Source organism: Epilithonimonas sp. (assembly GCF_032054305.1).
GTDB lineage: Bacteria > Bacteroidota > Bacteroidia > Flavobacteriales > Weeksellaceae > Epilithonimonas.
Map to the genome: position 1 here is coordinate 489,443 of NZ_DAMBSX010000001.1, position 16,640 is coordinate 506,082.

A 16,640-nucleotide genomic window follows, 5' to 3' on the forward strand; every position below is an offset into this window, starting at 1 on the left:
TCAAAGAAAATCTAGTTAACTATTTCAGCATTGCTGATAGAAGATTTCCCTGTTACTTTATCTTCTTTCTTTTTTCCTTTCAGGAAGTCATAAGCCGTAGCCGATGCAATGAAAATAGATGAATAAGTACCGAATCCGATACCAATCAATAGACAGAACATAAATCCTCTCAGGTTATCTCCACCGAAGATGAAGATCGCAAGGATCACCAAAATCGTAGTGAAAGATGTGTTGAATGTTCTACCAATCGTACTAGAGATTGAATCATCAAATAATCCAGCCAAAGTCAAGGCTTTCTTCTCACGAAGGTATTCTCTAATTCTATCGAAGATAATTACCGTATCGTTAATCGAGTAACCAATCACCGTAAGAATTGCTGCAATGAAATCTTGGTTAATTTCCATATTGAACGGCATCACTTTGTAGAATAATGAGTAAACACCCAAGATGACAACAGTATCATGGAATAGACCAGCAACCGCTCCAAGAGAGAACTGCCACTTGTCGAATCTTACCAAGATGTAGATAAAGATACCAAGCAACGATGCAGCAACTGCCAGCATACCGTGTGTTTTGATATCATCCGCAACCGTAGGTCCAACTTTGGTTGAAGAAACAATTCCTGCATGTCCTTTATCTGCAGACTTGAATTCGGCCAAAGTCATACCCGCTGGCAATTCAGACTTCAGTCCTTCATATATTTTTTGTTCTACAGTCTGGTCAGCTTGAAGAGACTCGTCATCGATCAAATAATCGGTTGTGATCTTCAACTGAGAAGAGTTACCAAAAGTTTTAGCTTCTACAATGTTATTCTGACCATCTGCAGTTACCATCAATTTACCGATACTAGCTTCAATTTTTTCAGCATCAACCGGCTTTTCGAATCTCACTACAAAGTTACGTCCACCTGTGAAATCAATACCATATTTGAATCCGTTGATTGCGATAGATGCAATAGCAATAACCATTAAGATACCTGATACGATGTAAGACCATTTTCTTTTCCCAATGAAATCCAACCAAGTATTTCTGAAAAGGTTTTTAGTAGGCGCAGTCCAAACAGAAAGAGATTTTCCTTTTTCCAGTCTGCTGAAAATCATTACTCTTGACAACAATACCGAAGTAAACAATGTCATTACCAATCCGATCATCAACGTTACCGCAAAACCTTTGATTGGCCCAGTTCCGAATACATAGAGAATCAATGCAGTGATGAAAGTAGTTGCATGACCATCGATAATCGCAGAAATTGCGTGCTTGAAACCATCTTTGTAAGCTTCCATGATTCCTTTTCCAAGGAACAATTCTTCTTTCGTTCTTTCGTAGATGATAACATTTGCATCCACCGCCATTGCCATAGATAATACAATACCAGCAATACCAGGAAGCGTAAGCGTAGCATCCACAGAATCCATGATTCCGAAGATGTAGAACAAGTTGATCGTCATTGCAATAACTGCATAAACTCCTGCCCCGCCATAATAGAAAATGATGTAAACAATGATAATAGCAAATGCAATAAGGAATGACATAATACCATCATTGATAGACTCGGCTCCAAGAGACGGACCTACAACGTCTGCCTGTACAATTTTTGCACCTGCAGGCAATTTACCAGCTCCAAGAACATCTACAAGATCTTTAGCTTCTTCCTGAGTAAAGTTTCCGGAGATCTGAGTTCTACCGTTAGGAATCACATCATTTACAGAAGGCGCTGTATAAACTCTATTATCTAAAGTTACAGCCACCACTTTACCTTTGTTTTTCTCTGTCATTGCCTTCCAATCACGAGCACCTTGAGAATCCATCTGCATGTCCACCACGATACGCCCTAATTGGTCATAATTGATATTGGCAGATTCTACAGCGCCGTCAACTGGTGCTTTCTGAGTGATATTTCCGCGGATAGCATATAATACAAGACTGTTAGAAGTATTATTCTCAGGCTTGTAACCCCACATGAACTGGGTATATTTCAAATTAATAGGTCTTGCTTTGATAGCAGCATCACTATTAAGTAATTTATTTACAACTGCTGTATCAGCTAATTTTACATTAGCCACAGCATTTCCAGGTGTAGAATTCAACTGGATCAGGTTCATTAAATTCGTTGTTTTTGGAACACCTATAGAATCTCCCTTAGCCTTGACCAACTGGTCTAATTGGGAAAAATATGGTACCACCTCTTGGGCTAGCTGAACTTCCCAAAACTGAAGCTTAGCAGAAGTCGCCAACATCTTTTTAACTCTGTCGATATCTTTGATACCAGGCATTTCCACCAAGATTCTTCCAGTTCCAGGAACTCTCTGAACATTCGGTTGTGTAACACCCATTTTGTCGATACGTGTTCTAAGAACTTCATATGCCGTACCTACAGATGCATCGATTTTCTTTCTTACAATATTTTTAACCTGATCATCCGGCGTGTTGAATTTGATCTCAGAAAGATTAGTATTTCCGAAGATCTCTGGATCAGCAAGTTTCAGGTTCGTTCCTTTTTCCTGATTAACAGCTTCGAACTGTGTGAAGAAATCCTCGATGTATTGCTTACTTGAGTTTTTCTGTGCTTTGTCTGTTCTGTTAAGTGCTTCTATTAAAGTAGCATTTGTAGAGTAATTACTAAGATCATTTACCAGGTCTCTCTGGTTGATCTCCAATAATACGTTGATACCACCTTTAAGATCCAATCCGAGTTTCATTTCTTTCTGTTTTGCAGATGCATAATCCAGTTTAGTAAAACCTAGATTAAGCGTGTCTTTAGAAAGTCTTGCAATCTCAGCTTGATATTTCACTGGATTTTCTCCTGCAATTGCTTTTGCTTCTTTTTCTATTTTATTGGCATAGAAAGAAGGCAGAAGCTCATTAAGGCAAATTAATCCAAGAACGATGGCAACTAATGTAACGAGTCCTTTTCCTTGCATTTTCTTACGATATATATAAATTAAGTCGGCAAATATAATGATTTATCATGGAAATAAGAATTTGAAAATGAGAAATCTGCATTATACTTTTTATATTGAATCCAAATGAGATTATTCGGCAAAAAAATGAGATAAAATTTCGGTTTATTGATAATTAAATAATTTACCATTTGCTAAGGCATCAAATTTGGTAACTTTATTAAAAATCTATAAAATAATAAGTTATGAAAAAATTACTATTCATTCTCTCATGTGCTTTGGCATCAGGATTATCTTCGCAGCAAATCATATTGGAAGACTTCGCAACAGCTTCCAATCCTGTTGAAATAATTGCTTCTCCCACAAACGACAACAGACTTTTTGTAGTTCAGCAGTCCGGAACTATCAGAATACTGAATACCGATGGAACTTTTGAAACCAATAATTTCCTGAACATTACGGACAGGGTCAACTTCAGTGGGGAAATGGGATTATTAGGTTTGGCATTTCATCCGCATTTTGCAACCAATCGTTATTTTTATGTTTATTATAACCGAGCTGGCAGAACTATAACAGTTTCCAGATTCACTGCCAATTCTGCTAATCCAAATACGGCAGACCCAACGACAGAAAAAGTCCTTTTATCTATTGAGAAACCTTTTACCAATCATAATGGCGGCAGCATACATTTCGGATCGGATGGTTATCTTTGGATCTCGACGGGAGACGGAGGAAGTGGTGGCGACCCTAATAATAATGGGCAAAACAAAAACTCGCTTTTAGGAAAACTTTTGAGAATTGATGTTAATTCTGAAAATGCTTACAATATCCCTCCTGACAATCCTTTCGTCGGAACAGATGGCGCAGATGAAATTTGGTCCTATGGATTAAGGAATGGCTGGAAATTTTCTTTTGACAAAACAACCAACAACATTTGGATTGCAGATGTTGGTCAGAATTTAATCGAAGAAATAAACAGAGTTCCCACAACTTCAGCGGGAATCAACTACGGATGGCGATGCTATGAAGGAAATGATGCATACAATACTGCCGGTTGTGCCAATGCCTCTACAATGACTTTTCCAGTTACGACTTATGACCATTCGGGAGGAAAATGCTCTATTACCGGCGGTTATGTTTACAGAGGCAATCTCTACCCTGATCTGGTGGGAAAATATATTTTTGCAGATTATTGTTCAACTCAAATCGGGATCCTTGACAATACTACCATTACCTGGACAAACGCTTTTTCCGGGCATATGTTCACAACTTTCGGGGAAGACAATCAGAAACAACTTTATGTTGCGGCTTCTAATGGTAAGATCTTCAAAGTTAAATCCAATTTCCTGGCTGTTTCAGATATTGACAAAAATCCAATTCAAGTTTCTCCAATTCCTGCAAAAGATCTTATTTTTATTAATAACATCAATGATAAAAATCTCACAGCTGAAATCTTAGATCTCTCAGGAAGAAAAATATCGGAAGGCAAAGTTTCTGAAAATGATAAGAGCATCGATGTTTCTTTCTTGCAATCTGGTGATTATATTTTGGTTTTGAAGAAAGATGACATTAGAATCATGAGTCAAAAAATCATCAAGGAATAAATTAAGAAAAAGTCTTCGACAGTCTCAGACTGACACTTTTGGTAATTTTCTAAAACCTCAGACTGACAAATATTTAAAACAAAAAGCCTTTCAGAGTTGTTCTGAAAGGCTTTTTTATTAATTAATTGAAATAAATTTTTATTTTGTCCAAGTGATCCTGGTCGTTTTCACATCGTGAGAATTGGTTCCGATCATAATATCGAAATCTCCAGCTTCCCAATCGAATTTCAATTGGTTGTTATAAAATTTCAAATCTTCTGGCGTGATCTTAAAAGTTACCTTTTTGCTTTCTCCAGCTTTCAGATAAACTTTTTGGAAACCCTTTAATTCTTTAACTGGTCTTGTAATGCTTCCAACCAGATCTCTGATATAAAGCTGAACTACTTCTGCTCCGTCGTATTTTCCATTATTAGTTAATGTTACAGTAGCTTCGATCGAAGTATCTCCTGCTGGTTTTGTATTTGAAATAGCAACATCAGAATAATTGAAACTGGTATAACTCAACCCATATCCGAACGGATAAAGCGGCGTGTTACACTCATCCAGATAATTGGAACGGAATTTTTCAAACGTACATTTATCCGTATTTTCTGTACTTAATGGACGACCTGTATTTTTAGCATTGTAATAAATTGGAACTTGACCTACGCTTCTTGGAAAAGTCATTGGCAGTTTTGCAGAAGGATTAACCTTTCCGTAAAGAACATCGGAAATAGCATATCCTGCCATACTTCCTGGAAACCAAACGTTCAGGATACCGTCTGCCAGTTCAGATTCTTCTGTTAAAACCAATGGACGACCTGCGAATAGAACTATCACAATAGGTTTCCCGGTTTTCTTAAGTTCTCTCAACAATTCTTTCTGTGTTTCCGGAATTCCGATATCTGTTCTGGAGCTGGACTCTCCACTCATTTCCGCACTTTCTCCGATTGCTAATAAAATGACATCAGCTTTACTTGCGATCTCAAGTGCTTCTTTCCTGATCTGGTCAGCAGGACGATTGTCTCTGTCGGTTGTTTTCCCGAACATAGCGGCTTTTTGCTCCATCACTTCAGACTCGTAAACGTTGCTCCCTTTTGCAAAAAGGAAATTGACGTCTTTACCAACCGTTTCTTTGAGACCTCTCAATAATGAAATAGAATTGGCGTGTTTTGCAGCAACGCTCCAAGTTCCCGGCATATTCATGGCGTTATCTGCCAACGGACCAATTACTGCAACTGTCCCCGATTTCTTAAAAGGAAGAATCTGCTTGTCATTTTTCATCAAAACCATAGAGTTTGCCGAAATAGTTCTTGCCGCTTCCAAATGTTTCGGGCTGAAAACTTCTTTCTGGGCTCTCTTGGAATCTGTATATCTGTAAGGATCATCAAAAAGACCAAGGTCATATTTGGCTTCCAAAATTCTTCTTGCAGCATCTGTCACAGTTTGTTCGGAAACTTTTCCCTCGGAGATAGACTTTTTTAAGGTTTTAAGGAAACCCTCGCCCACCATATCCATGTCAATACCAGCATTCATAGCTAATGCAGAAACTTGTTGCAGGTCTCCCATCCCGTGATCGACCATTTCGTTGATTCCGGTATAATCTGTCACCACAAAACCTTTGAACTTCCACTGGTCTCTAAGAACATCTGTCATCAACCATTTGTTTCCTGTTGCCGGAACGCCGTCAACTTCATTGAAAGAAGCCATTACTGAGCCTACACCCGCTTCCACAGCCGCTCTATAAGGCGGAAAATAATTATTGAACATCGATATGTGGCTCATATCTACAGTGTTGTAATCTCGTCCACCTTCCGGCGCTCCGTAAAGTGCGAAGTGTTTCAGACATGCCAACATCGTATTATTTTTTGAAAGGTCATTTCCCTGATAACCAAAAACCATTGCTTTTGCGATCTCACTTCCCAGATATGGATCTTCGCCAGAACCCTCGGAAACTCTGCCCCATCTTGGATCTCTGGAAATATCCGTCATTGGAGAAAATGTCCAGTTGATTCCATCTGCAGTAGATTCCTGAGCGGCGATCTGAGCTGATCTCTGGATCAAATTCACATCCCAGGAAGAAGCCAATCCTAATGGAATAGGAAAAGATGTCTCGTAACCGTGGATCACATCCATCCCGAAGATCATCGGAATTTTCAAACGGCTTTTTTCTACTGCCACTTTTTGTACATCACGGATCTTATCAACACCTTTGATGTTAAATAATCCACCAACCAGGCCCTGCTCCACCTTTTTTCCAATATCAGAACTTTGAGCCTGGCCTGTAGTAAAATCTCCTGCACCAGGAAGATTAAGCTGCCCGATCTTTTCATCCAAAGTCATTTTTGAGATCAGATTATCGATGAAAGCTTTTTTCTTAGATTGGTATTTTTCGGTTTGATAAGACTGAACTGGTTTAGTTACAAGTTCCTGTGCCAAAAAATAGGGCGAAAGTGCCAATGCAGCTAGGATTACAAACTTTTTCATTATATATATTATTTTTAATTTTTTTATTTTACTAATTATTGATTTTACGACTATAGTAATTGAAGAAAAATTAACACAAAGCGCACAAAGATTCTTTTATCCTATCGAAAATTTTTAGGTTCACAAAGGCGCTATCGCTTATAAAAGCTAATTGCAATTTTCAATTATTATTAATTATCAATATTTATTTTTTTGAAGATAGCATCCATTCGTACAATTTAGTGTCAGAATAGGTAGAATCCCAAGAATTATGATTGTCATTTGGGAAAATCGTAAGCTCTGCTTTAGGATTGATCGGATGTAATTTCTGATAAAAATTAAAAGCGTTTTCCGGAAGAACAACATCGTCCATTCCGCCGTGGAAAATCTTCAGGTTCATATCTTTGTAATTGTGGATATTTGCCCACATTACCCGATCTGTCGGAGCACAGACAGATGCAACTGCGGCAAACATTTCAGGATGCTCACCGGCTAATTTCAAAGTTCCCCAGCCTCCCATCGATAATCCTGTAAGATAGATCCTGTCTTTATCTATCTTATATTTTTCTGAAATTTCTTTGATGAGGAAATACACCGCATCTGTATCCCACCAAGTATTTGCGGGACATTGAGGTGCCAAAATAGCAACAGGTTCTTTGATGAGGTTTTTATAAGTAAAAGGACTATGCGCTTTTACAATTTCCAAGTTATCTCCTCTTTCGCCAGAACCGTGAAGGAAAACAATCAATGGAAGTTTTGTTTTGGAATTTTGTGGAATATCCAAAATATAGGATAGTTTTTTCTGAATCTTCACTTCCTTGTTAAACTCGGATCTGATCTCCTGTGCGTTGGAAAATGCTGGCAATCCTAAAATTAAAAACGGAAGATATTTTAGTTTTAAGGTCATAATATTTTGTTGGAAATATCTGTAATCAAAGATACAAAATGTTAATTTGTATGTCTAAGTTTTATAATTATGCTGAATCCCATAGCCCCGATTGCAGTGGAAATCCTTTTGCTTTTTTTTCACATATGAAAAAGCAAAAGATTGCAACGAAAAGCGGTATTAAGCTCCTAAAAAAATATTTATTGAACCAAAATGAGACAATAAATATCCTGCCCTAAAGATAATACTTTTTGCTAATCTATCTTGTGCTTTTCTGATTTGAATCCAATCTTTTTCAAACCGGCTCTGATATCTGGCGCATTCATAAACAAGTCCCATAATAATCCCGAACGATAATTCTCTATCATTGGCGCAATGGTTCCTTGATCTATCGCCAAATATCTGGGTGTGAACCAATCGTTGAAATTGATAGAAGTGGCATCATAAGGTCCGGCCTGTCCTATGAAATTTGGTTTTTCTTCATATAAAAATCTAAGGAAAGTCATGGACTCTTTCGGCGTATACGGCATAGAACTGAGTGCTGCAGTTGGTACAATAACGCCTAGGTCCTCTTTCATCGGCTGATGTGCGGCGTAACCCGTAGAGCCATCTTTGTTTCTTGTGTAACCTGCCGTCAATCCCCAATATTTTTCAGAATAACCTTTGAATTTCAGTGGGTTTTCTAAGCAATATTTGTAGTCTATCAACACCTGATTTCTGTTCAGGTCCCAATAATTTTTTACATATTTGTCTGACAATTGTCTTGGATCCAATCCCAAATAGGAATACTGACTCCAAAATAACGGTCCACCATATTCTTCGGCATAATTATGTTTTACATAGAGCGGAAGGCCATACTTTGTGCGGTCCGTTGTATAGGATCCGTTGCGGGTCCAACCTTTGTTGTAAGTATCATAATCAATGGAATGATCGGGAGACGAGGCAGCCAGGACATAAGTGATGAGACACTCGTTATAGCCTTCTAATGGGAAGTTCATTTCCCAGCCGTAAGTCGGTGACCAGTGCCAGTAAAGAACTTTTTGCCCGCCTTTGGTGTACCAATTCCATTCTACGCCTTTCCAAAGCTTGTCCATCTTTGCAGCCAATGCTTTTTCTTCGTCATTCCCATTTTTGAAATATTCGCGGACACAGATCATTCCCTGAACAAGAAAGGCAGTCTCAACCAAATCTCCGCCGTTGTCTTTTTTACCAAATGGAACAACCTTCCCTGTTTCGCCATTGATCCAATGTGACCAAGCGCCATGAAAACGGTCTGCCTTTTCCAGAAAATCTGCAATATGAGTCAATCTCTCAACAGCTTCCTGACGGGGAATAAATTTTCTATCGACACCCACTAGAATGGTCATCAACCCAAATCCCGAGCCTCCAGTCGTAATAACATGTTTGTCATTATCCGGATAAATATTGTCTTCGTGATAACGTTCTCTTCCTAAAAGTGAGTTAGGTTCTGCAAAGTCCCAGAAATATTTCAGGGCATCACTTTGGACTTTGTCCATTAGTTGATTGTCGGTGAGTTCTGATTTTGGTTTTTCAGAAACTTTATTTTCAGTCAATTGTCTGCTTGTGCAAGATGTGAGTAATGCTAAGGAAACGATTGAAAGCGATATTACTTTGTTCATTTGATATAATTTAAAAATGAATTAAAATCCATACGTTGTTGAATGGAAACCAAGTTTGATGAGACCTTGTCTAACATCTGGTGCATTCATAAACAATTTCCACAGGAATTGGGTCTGACTATTCTCTACCATCGGCGCGATTGTTCCCTGATCGATCGCCAAATATCGAGGTGTGACCCAATTATGCTGAATTGAATAAGCATCATAAGGACCTGCAACACCAATATATCTGGAATAATTTTCATTATAAAGAAATCTTAAAAAATTCATACTTTCCGTTGGTGTATAAGGCATATTGGAAATTGCCGCTGTCGGAGAAATAATTCCTAAATCATTATTAGGCTGGTGTGCAGAATATCCTGTGGTTCCATCTTGATTTCTGGAATAACTTGCAGTAAGTCCCCAGCTTTTAGAATTATAGCCTTGCCAACCCTTTGGATTACTCACACAATATTGAAACATTATTTTTGCATGATTGGTTGTGGCATCACCATAATTGACATATTCGTCTGACAAACCTCTGGGATCCAATCCTAAGAATGAATAATGTGACCAGAACATTGGTCCAACCGTCCCGGTCGCTCCATTATGATTAACTACCAACGGAATCCCGAACTGAGAACCTGAAGTTTTAATACCTCCGTTTCTTGCCCATCCATTTTGATAAACCGATTTATCGATTGAATAATTAGGTGAAGCGGCCGCAAGAATATATGTAATTAAAGTTTCATCAAAACCTTGCAGTTTCATATTCATCTGGAAATCATAATTGGGAGACCAATGCCAATAAAGTGCATTTTCTCCTTTTGTGTACCAGTTCCATTCAATGCCTTTCCAAAGATCATCTGCTTTTTTAGATAGCGCAAGTTCTGTTGAGTTTGTAGAGTTTTTGAAGTATTCTCTCACACAAATCAAACCTTGTGCAAGAAATGCTGTTTCTACCACATCTCCACCGTTATCCATTGTACTAAAAGGAAGTACATTTCCATTGATACCATTGATCCAATGCGGCCAAGCTCCATGAAAACGGTTGGCTGTTTGTAAAAAATCAAGAGCGGTTGTTAATCTCGAAACTGCATCGATTTGTGAGACATAACCATTCTTAATCCCTACTAAAATTGTCATTAAACCAAATCCTGACCCGCCCGTTGTTACTGTATTAGCATCGTCGCTTGGATTATCTGTATGGTATCTTTCTCTAGCCAATTTAGAATTAGTTTGTGCATAATCCCAGAAATATTTCAAGGCATCTTTTTGAGTCATTTCTATGATTTGGGAATCTGTGTAAACCGTTACAGGATTTTGAGGTGTTCCGACTGATGAATCATTAACATCCCAATCGCTTGAACTTGAACAATTATATGATAATAAAATAGTTGCGGACAAGGCGGCTATTTTAAAAAAATCTTTCATAATCATCTTTTTCATTTTTTATGAAAAACACTTTATGGAAACCCATAAAGTGTTTTTATTAATTTCTATAATACTAAGTTAAGTATTTTATTGCATTATCGTTTGAATCTCCGTCGGAGTTAATGCTTTGTTGAAAAATCTAAATTCATCAATGCCACTAGTATCAGAGAAATGATCCCAATAGGCAAATGTAGGACCTCCAGAACCAATAACTACATTCTTACAATTATTGAAGCTAATTGGTGATGATAAAGTGGATGTACTTTGAAGCACACCATTTAGATAGGTTTTAGATTCTGATTCAGAAATAGTTACCGTAATATGAACCCAACCAGTAGCGGATCCCAAATCAAAAACATTATATGAATCGCTCGATCCGATACCTACATTTAATTTTATTGATTTATTTGCCCCTTCTCTAAACAAACGGAATCCTTTTTTTCTCCCATCATCATTGTTCGTTTCATCAGGATCTCCAACGACTACAATACCTGCTCTCTCTTGCGTTGGATCAACTTTATACCAAAATGCTATACTTAGCTCTTTTGCTCCAAACAAATTATCAATTGGATAACTCAAATAAGAATCTTTTACACCTTGATACGCAGATCCAGAATGACCTCCAGAAAATGTAAGTGGAGATCCTACAACTGTAGGATTATTAGTACTAATGAGATCAGTAAATATATTTCCAGAAGAGAAAGGCATATAAAGAGTTTCTGCATCGAGAAGTTTATTGTATTTATCAATATTAAATGTAAATGATTTAGTTGCAGTTTTGCCAGTAAGATCTTTAGCATTAACCATGAAGGTATGGCTTCCCAAACCAAGATTATTATAGCTAAAACTACTATTCAAATTTCTATAATCAATAAATTCATTATAACTAGCTAGTTTAACTCCATCTAAAAATAATTCTACATTCCCAATTTCAATATCATCAGAAACTTTATATTGAAAGTTCATATTTGATCCAGAAGCAGTTGATGGTATAAATATATTTCCCGTAGGACTTAAAATCTCTACAGTTGGAGCCAATTTATCCTCTCCAGCAGCAATTTGACTGATGTCATCAATATATCCTTCCGAACAAGCTGTCGACAAAGCCAATAAAGCTATAGAAGCAAAGGTTAATTTTATTATATTTTTCATTTTATTATGTCTATTTTAATTACTCTAATGACTGTATTTTTTCTATCTGAGCTAATGGATATGGTAAAAATTGTTTATCCATCGTAAAGGTTCTGCCATCATAACTTAATGCTGCAGTATTTCCTAATCTCACCATATCAAAATAACGGATTCCCCATTCCATACCTAATTCAGCATACTTCTCATCCATTATCTGGTCAGCGGTAACAGAAGCTAAATCTCCTAATCCAGCTCTATTTCTTACGATATTTACCGCATTAACAGCTGTTCCCGCAGTTGGACTTGCACCTCTAGCAACTGCTTCTGCATACATCAACAATACCTCTGCATATCTCGTAATAATATAGTTTTTATTACTACCATAACTAAGTCTACCTGGAATTAATTGATTAGTTGGTAAATAATGCTTTCCACTAAAGAACAATGCCCTTGCAGAATTGTTTATTACATCATTATCTGGAGTAATATTAGATACCCAAGAAGGAAGTGTCGAATATGCTGGATCTTCTTTAATTTTAGAAATTCCATCTGGTGTAAATAATACATTTGTAGTAAGTCTCTTTTGTTCGTTTCTGCTAAGCATAAATTTGATATATTTCTGGCTTGGCTCATAAAACCCCCAACCTGCACCTGCTCCCGTTACAGATGGAGTCCAGCTTGTTGGCCCATAAAAATCCCAAAGATGTTTTACATTATTACCTGTTCCAACACCAAAGTCAGAATATTGGATTTCCAATAAATTCTCGTCAGCTAATTTACCTGGTGTTTTGAATAATTCATAATAATCACTATATAAAGTAAATTTTCCTGAATTAATAATTTGCCCTGTGGCATCTGCAACACCTTGATAGTTTTTCAATTCAAGATTAGCCATTGCTTTAATAGCTAAAGCTGTATATTTAGTTACACCTCCTTTAATATCAGTACGTTGATTAGGCCTCATATCTGGAAGACTAGGAATAGATTCATCCATTTGAGCAGATACCCAAGACATAACATCATCTTTGGATCTAAGAGTCAATTGGCTTTGATCCAAAACTTCCATCACAATAACTTTACCCCAAACTCTAGATATTTCAAGAGTATAAAAGGCTCTAAGAGTTTTGCATTCCGCAATATACTGATCTATCAATTGAGAATTAACACCTCCCGCTCTAAACTTTTCTAATTGTTCAATCTGCGCTGTAACTTGTACAATTCTTTGGTACCAAATCTCCCATAGTGAGTTATACATCCAGAAGCTTCTATCGTAAGAATAATTATCCGTGTCTGTAAAAGGCGCTTGATCACCTTTTCCACCAGCATTAACATCATCACCTCTTACAGAGATCAATGGAATCTGCTCCCATCCCAAACCTGTTTCATCATATGTCCCAGTAGCATTTAGTTTTTGACCCACAAGAGTAGCATATGCTCCCATCACAGCTCCCTTAGCTCCGCTAGCACTAGTATAATCATAACTATTACCTGCATCCAATTCCATTGGTTCATCCAGCTTACTATCACAGCTTGATAAACCAATAACTCCAGCAAGCAATACAGTTTTTATATATTTTATTTGTTTCATTTTGTTTAATTTTTAATTTTTAAAATTTGATACTGTAACCAACAGAAACTACAGAAGGTGTTGGATAAACATCTAAATTAACTCCGTCATTAGCAACCTCCGGATTCATTAGATTCTTACTTTTAGTCCACATAAAAGGTCTGTCAGCAGTAAGCGTAAATCTCATTTCCGGAATATCGTTTGCTTTTAGAGTATAACCTAACTGGATATTTTGTACTCTGAAAAAATCTCCGTCTTGTAACCAAAATTTGGATAATTTTTGGTTATTCCAACTTTGTCTATAACCTTCGGATGATACATATTCATTAGTAGTACCCTCTCCGTGCCAACGGTTAATTGCAAAATCAGCATCAATATTTCTTCCTGTTGTTCTAATAACTTCAGCCCTATTTCTATTAAGAATTTTATTTCCTCCCTGTCCATAAAACGCAACAGAAAGATCCCAGTTTTTATAATTCACACCCAAGGATCCACCATAATAATAAGTTGGAACAGGTGAGCCAAGGTACATTCTATCACTATCATCAATTTTTCCATCTCCATTTAAATCTCTGTACTTGAAATATCCTGGTTTTACAGTTCCTGCACCTTGATTAGTATTAGCATAAACAGCAGTTGGGTCTGCATTAATTTCGGCTTGGTTCTGATAGACACCTATAACATCATATCCATAAAAAGAATCCATTGCTTGACCAACTACTAGACGTTGAGGAAAATCTCCTGAACCTCGAGCTATGAAAGCCTGCCCGTTGAGATCTGTAATTTCATTTTTGATTTGACTGAAATTACCATTAATACTATAACCCCAATTCTCTCCCACTTTATCTCTCCATCCAGCAGATATTTCAAATCCTTTATTCCTCATAGTTCCCACATTCTTGTAGCTAACTTCGCTTCCAACTATTGGTTGAACAGGTATAACCATGCTTTTTGTATCTTTTATAAAATAGTCTGCCTCTAAAGTCAAACGTCTTCCTAAAAACTCCGAAGAAAGCCCAACATTTGTTTCTTCTGTAAATTCTCTTCTTACATCATCTTTATATGTTGTAAATTGAAAAGCAGATACATATGTGTCAGCAAATACAGTATTAACAGCGAAAGGTGTATTAGCTCTATTTGCATTTATCGCATCATTAGCCAATCTACCCCATCCTGCGCGGAATTTTAAGAGGTTAATCCAACTTACATCCTTTAAAAATGATTCCTCAGAAACAACCCAACCTAAACCAAATGCAGGCAGATTGATTGTTTTTTGATTAGGAAACTTATTAGAACCTTCATTTCTAAGTGTAGCATAAGCGATATATCTGTCCTTAAACTTATATGACAATCTTCCAAAGTAAGACGTTCTATAATAGCGATATGGTTGTCCCTCAGAAGTAATCCTACCATCAGGAGATGCATTATTTATATACCAAGTACTTTCATTATCCCTGGAAAATGGACTTCCTTCATAGAAAAATCCTTTCATACTCATAAATTTATAGGATTGATCAGCATAGGAAGTACCTGCTAATAATGTAAAATCATGATCTCCTAGGGTTTTATTCCAAGTAATTGTATTATCCCAAATATAATCTTCATATGTCGCATTATTTCGAGTGATAGAAGATTGAGCTAATGTTCTTTGAAAACCATTTCCAAAACTGTTAACATAGTATGGCAACTCCATTAATCTTTCACTAATATTTCTATTATTATAAGATAAAGTTGTTTTAAATGTTAATTCTTTTGGCAATATGCTTATTTCAGCATAAGCATTAAAGTTCAAGGACTTTTGAATTCCCAGTTTATCAACATTATCCATCAATGAAAATGGGTTATCATGACCTCTATATCCTAATACTTGAGCATCAGCGTATGGCTTAACCGTTGCGTCAGTAAATAATGGATCATAAACTGGCATTATTGGAACAGCATAATAAATTTGTTGCCAAGCAGATCCCTCGTCATCATATTTCTCACCACGAGTATAATTAATAGTAGTTCCTACATTCAACCAACTTGTTGCTTTGGCATCAATTTTAGCTCTAATATTAAATCTTTCATAGCTATTTTTCATATTAAGGATTCCATCTTGTGTAAAGAAATTACCTCCCAATGAATAAGCAACCTTTTCAGAACCTCCATCTACGGAAAGACTATGGCTTTGTATAGGCGCAATCCTCAAAGCTTCTTTGTACCAATCAGTATTTACATTGGGAAGATTCGGATTGGTTCTGCTTCTTCCAAATCTTGCAATTGCAGCACCGATAGCATCTATTTCAAACTGACTTCCAGATTCAAGAGCAAAATTTGTATATTGCTCTGCATTAGCCATTTTAATTACATTGTTAGCATACTGAGTGCCGTAGTAAGTATCATATGTTAATTTAGGTTTTCTATTGTAGCTACCTCCTTTAGTAGTAATCACAACAACCCCGTTAGCAGCTAAAACTCCATAAATTGCTGACGCCGAAGCATCTTTTAGAATTGTAAAATCCTGAATATCATTAGGGTTTAAAAATTCGATATTATCTACAAAAAGACCATCTACAACATATAAAGGTTGATTATTTCCGTTAATAGAATGTACCCCTCTAATATTCATCTTTGGTGCCTCACCTGGAGACCCATTTGCTATAATCTGAACCCCAGCCACTTTCCCTTGTAAAGCCTGAGTAGCCTGACCAGAAGGAGTCTTAACAATATCGGCTGCCTTTACAGTAGTAATAGCACTTGTTAAGTCAACTTTCTTTTGTGTTCCATATCCAATCACAACTACTTCCTCAATTTTGTTCTCTTTTGTGACAGTATCCTGTGTGGATTGCGCATGTAAATCACCGCCAAAGTATAGTGCAGCAATCAACAATGGTAATTTGACATAATTTTTTCTCATAATATTCTTATGTATTATTTTCTTATTCTCCGAATATAAATATTTTTATTAACACAATGTTAATATATGCTAAAATAAAGTCAAAATACTGATTATCAAATAAATAAATTTAAAAAATACTTTATTTTATATGAAAACCCTTACAAAACAATCCC

General features: G+C 36.7%; 9 protein-coding genes. 1 reads left to right on the plus strand and 8 read right to left on the minus strand.

Features of this window, described 5'->3' with window-relative positions; genetic code table 11:
* Positions 1-11: 11 nt before the first annotated feature.
* Positions 12-2,921: a protein translocase subunit SecD gene (gene secD / locus RTX21_RS02205; RefSeq protein WP_312765087.1), complete on the minus strand. Its 2,910-nt coding sequence runs from the start codon at positions 2,919-2,921 to the stop codon at positions 12-14.
* A gap of 224 nt (positions 2,922-3,145) precedes the next feature.
* Between secD and RTX21_RS02210 the strand changes: the two genes are divergently transcribed.
* Positions 3,146-4,504 carry a PQQ-dependent sugar dehydrogenase gene (locus tag RTX21_RS02210; protein ID WP_312765088.1) on the plus strand — a complete coding sequence of 453 codons (1,359 nt, stop codon included), beginning with the start codon at positions 3,146-3,148 and terminating at the stop codon, positions 4,502-4,504.
* A 138-nt stretch (positions 4,505-4,642) separates the two neighbouring features.
* Here the strand turns inward: RTX21_RS02210 and bglX are convergent, their stop codons facing one another.
* From bglX to RTX21_RS02245, 7 genes are all read right to left on the minus strand, one after another.
* The gene (gene bglX, locus RTX21_RS02215; protein ID WP_312765089.1) at positions 4,643-6,970 is read right to left on the minus strand and encodes a beta-glucosidase BglX; all 2,328 of its coding nucleotides are present in this window, start codon (positions 6,968-6,970) and stop codon (positions 4,643-4,645) included.
* A gap of 184 nt (positions 6,971-7,154) precedes the next feature.
* A complete protein-coding gene (locus RTX21_RS02220; RefSeq protein WP_312765090.1) occupies positions 7,155-7,856 on the minus strand; it encodes a prolyl oligopeptidase family serine peptidase in 702 nt (233 codons plus the stop codon).
* A 233-nt stretch (positions 7,857-8,089) separates the two neighbouring features.
* Positions 8,090-9,475 carry a glucoamylase family protein gene (locus tag RTX21_RS02225; RefSeq protein WP_312765091.1) on the minus strand — a complete coding sequence of 462 codons (1,386 nt, stop codon included), beginning with the start codon at positions 9,473-9,475 and terminating at the stop codon, positions 8,090-8,092.
* Positions 9,476-9,496: 21 nt separating this feature from the next.
* Positions 9,497-10,888: a glucoamylase family protein gene (locus RTX21_RS02230; protein ID WP_312765092.1), complete on the minus strand. Its 1,392-nt coding sequence runs from the start codon at positions 10,886-10,888 to the stop codon at positions 9,497-9,499.
* An 87-nt stretch (positions 10,889-10,975) separates the two neighbouring features.
* Entirely contained in the window at positions 10,976-12,040 is a 1,065-nt protein-coding gene (locus RTX21_RS02235; RefSeq protein ID WP_312765093.1) for a LamG-like jellyroll fold domain-containing protein, read from the minus strand.
* Between the two features lie 19 nt (positions 12,041-12,059).
* On the minus strand, positions 12,060-13,460 hold the full coding sequence (locus tag RTX21_RS02240) for a RagB/SusD family nutrient uptake outer membrane protein (protein ID WP_312765094.1): 1,401 nt from the start codon (positions 13,458-13,460) through the stop codon (positions 12,060-12,062).
* 166 nt (positions 13,461-13,626) lie between these two features.
* A complete protein-coding gene (locus RTX21_RS02245) occupies positions 13,627-16,485 on the minus strand; it encodes a SusC/RagA family TonB-linked outer membrane protein (protein ID WP_312765095.1) in 2,859 nt (952 codons plus the stop codon).
* Positions 16,486-16,640 lie beyond the last annotated feature (155 nt).

What these genes read in the sequence shown, in the direction of transcription:
- secD (WP_312765087.1), bottom strand. Translation starts at nt 2,921, where the DNA reads ATGCAAGGAAAAGGACTCGTTACATTAGTTGCCATCGTTCTTGGATTA.
- RTX21_RS02210 (WP_312765088.1), top strand. Translation starts at nt 3,146, where the DNA reads ATGAAAAAATTACTATTCATTCTCTCATGTGCTTTGGCATCAGGATTA.
- bglX (WP_312765089.1), bottom strand. Translation starts at nt 6,970, where the DNA reads ATGAAAAAGTTTGTAATCCTAGCTGCATTGGCACTTTCGCCCTATTTT.
- RTX21_RS02220 (WP_312765090.1), bottom strand. Translation starts at nt 7,856, where the DNA reads ATGACCTTAAAACTAAAATATCTTCCGTTTTTAATTTTAGGATTGCCA.
- RTX21_RS02225 (WP_312765091.1), bottom strand. Translation starts at nt 9,475, where the DNA reads ATGAACAAAGTAATATCGCTTTCAATCGTTTCCTTAGCATTACTCACA.
- RTX21_RS02230 (WP_312765092.1), bottom strand. Translation starts at nt 10,888, where the DNA reads ATGAAAGATTTTTTTAAAATAGCCGCCTTGTCCGCAACTATTTTATTA.
- RTX21_RS02235 (WP_312765093.1), bottom strand. Translation starts at nt 12,040, where the DNA reads ATGAAAAATATAATAAAATTAACCTTTGCTTCTATAGCTTTATTGGCT.
- RTX21_RS02240 (WP_312765094.1), bottom strand. Translation starts at nt 13,460, where the DNA reads ATGGGAGCATATGCTACTCTTGTGGGTCAAAAACTAAATGCTACTGGG.
- RTX21_RS02245 (WP_312765095.1), bottom strand. Translation starts at nt 16,485, where the DNA reads ATGAGAAAAAATTATGTCAAATTACCATTGTTGATTGCTGCACTATAC.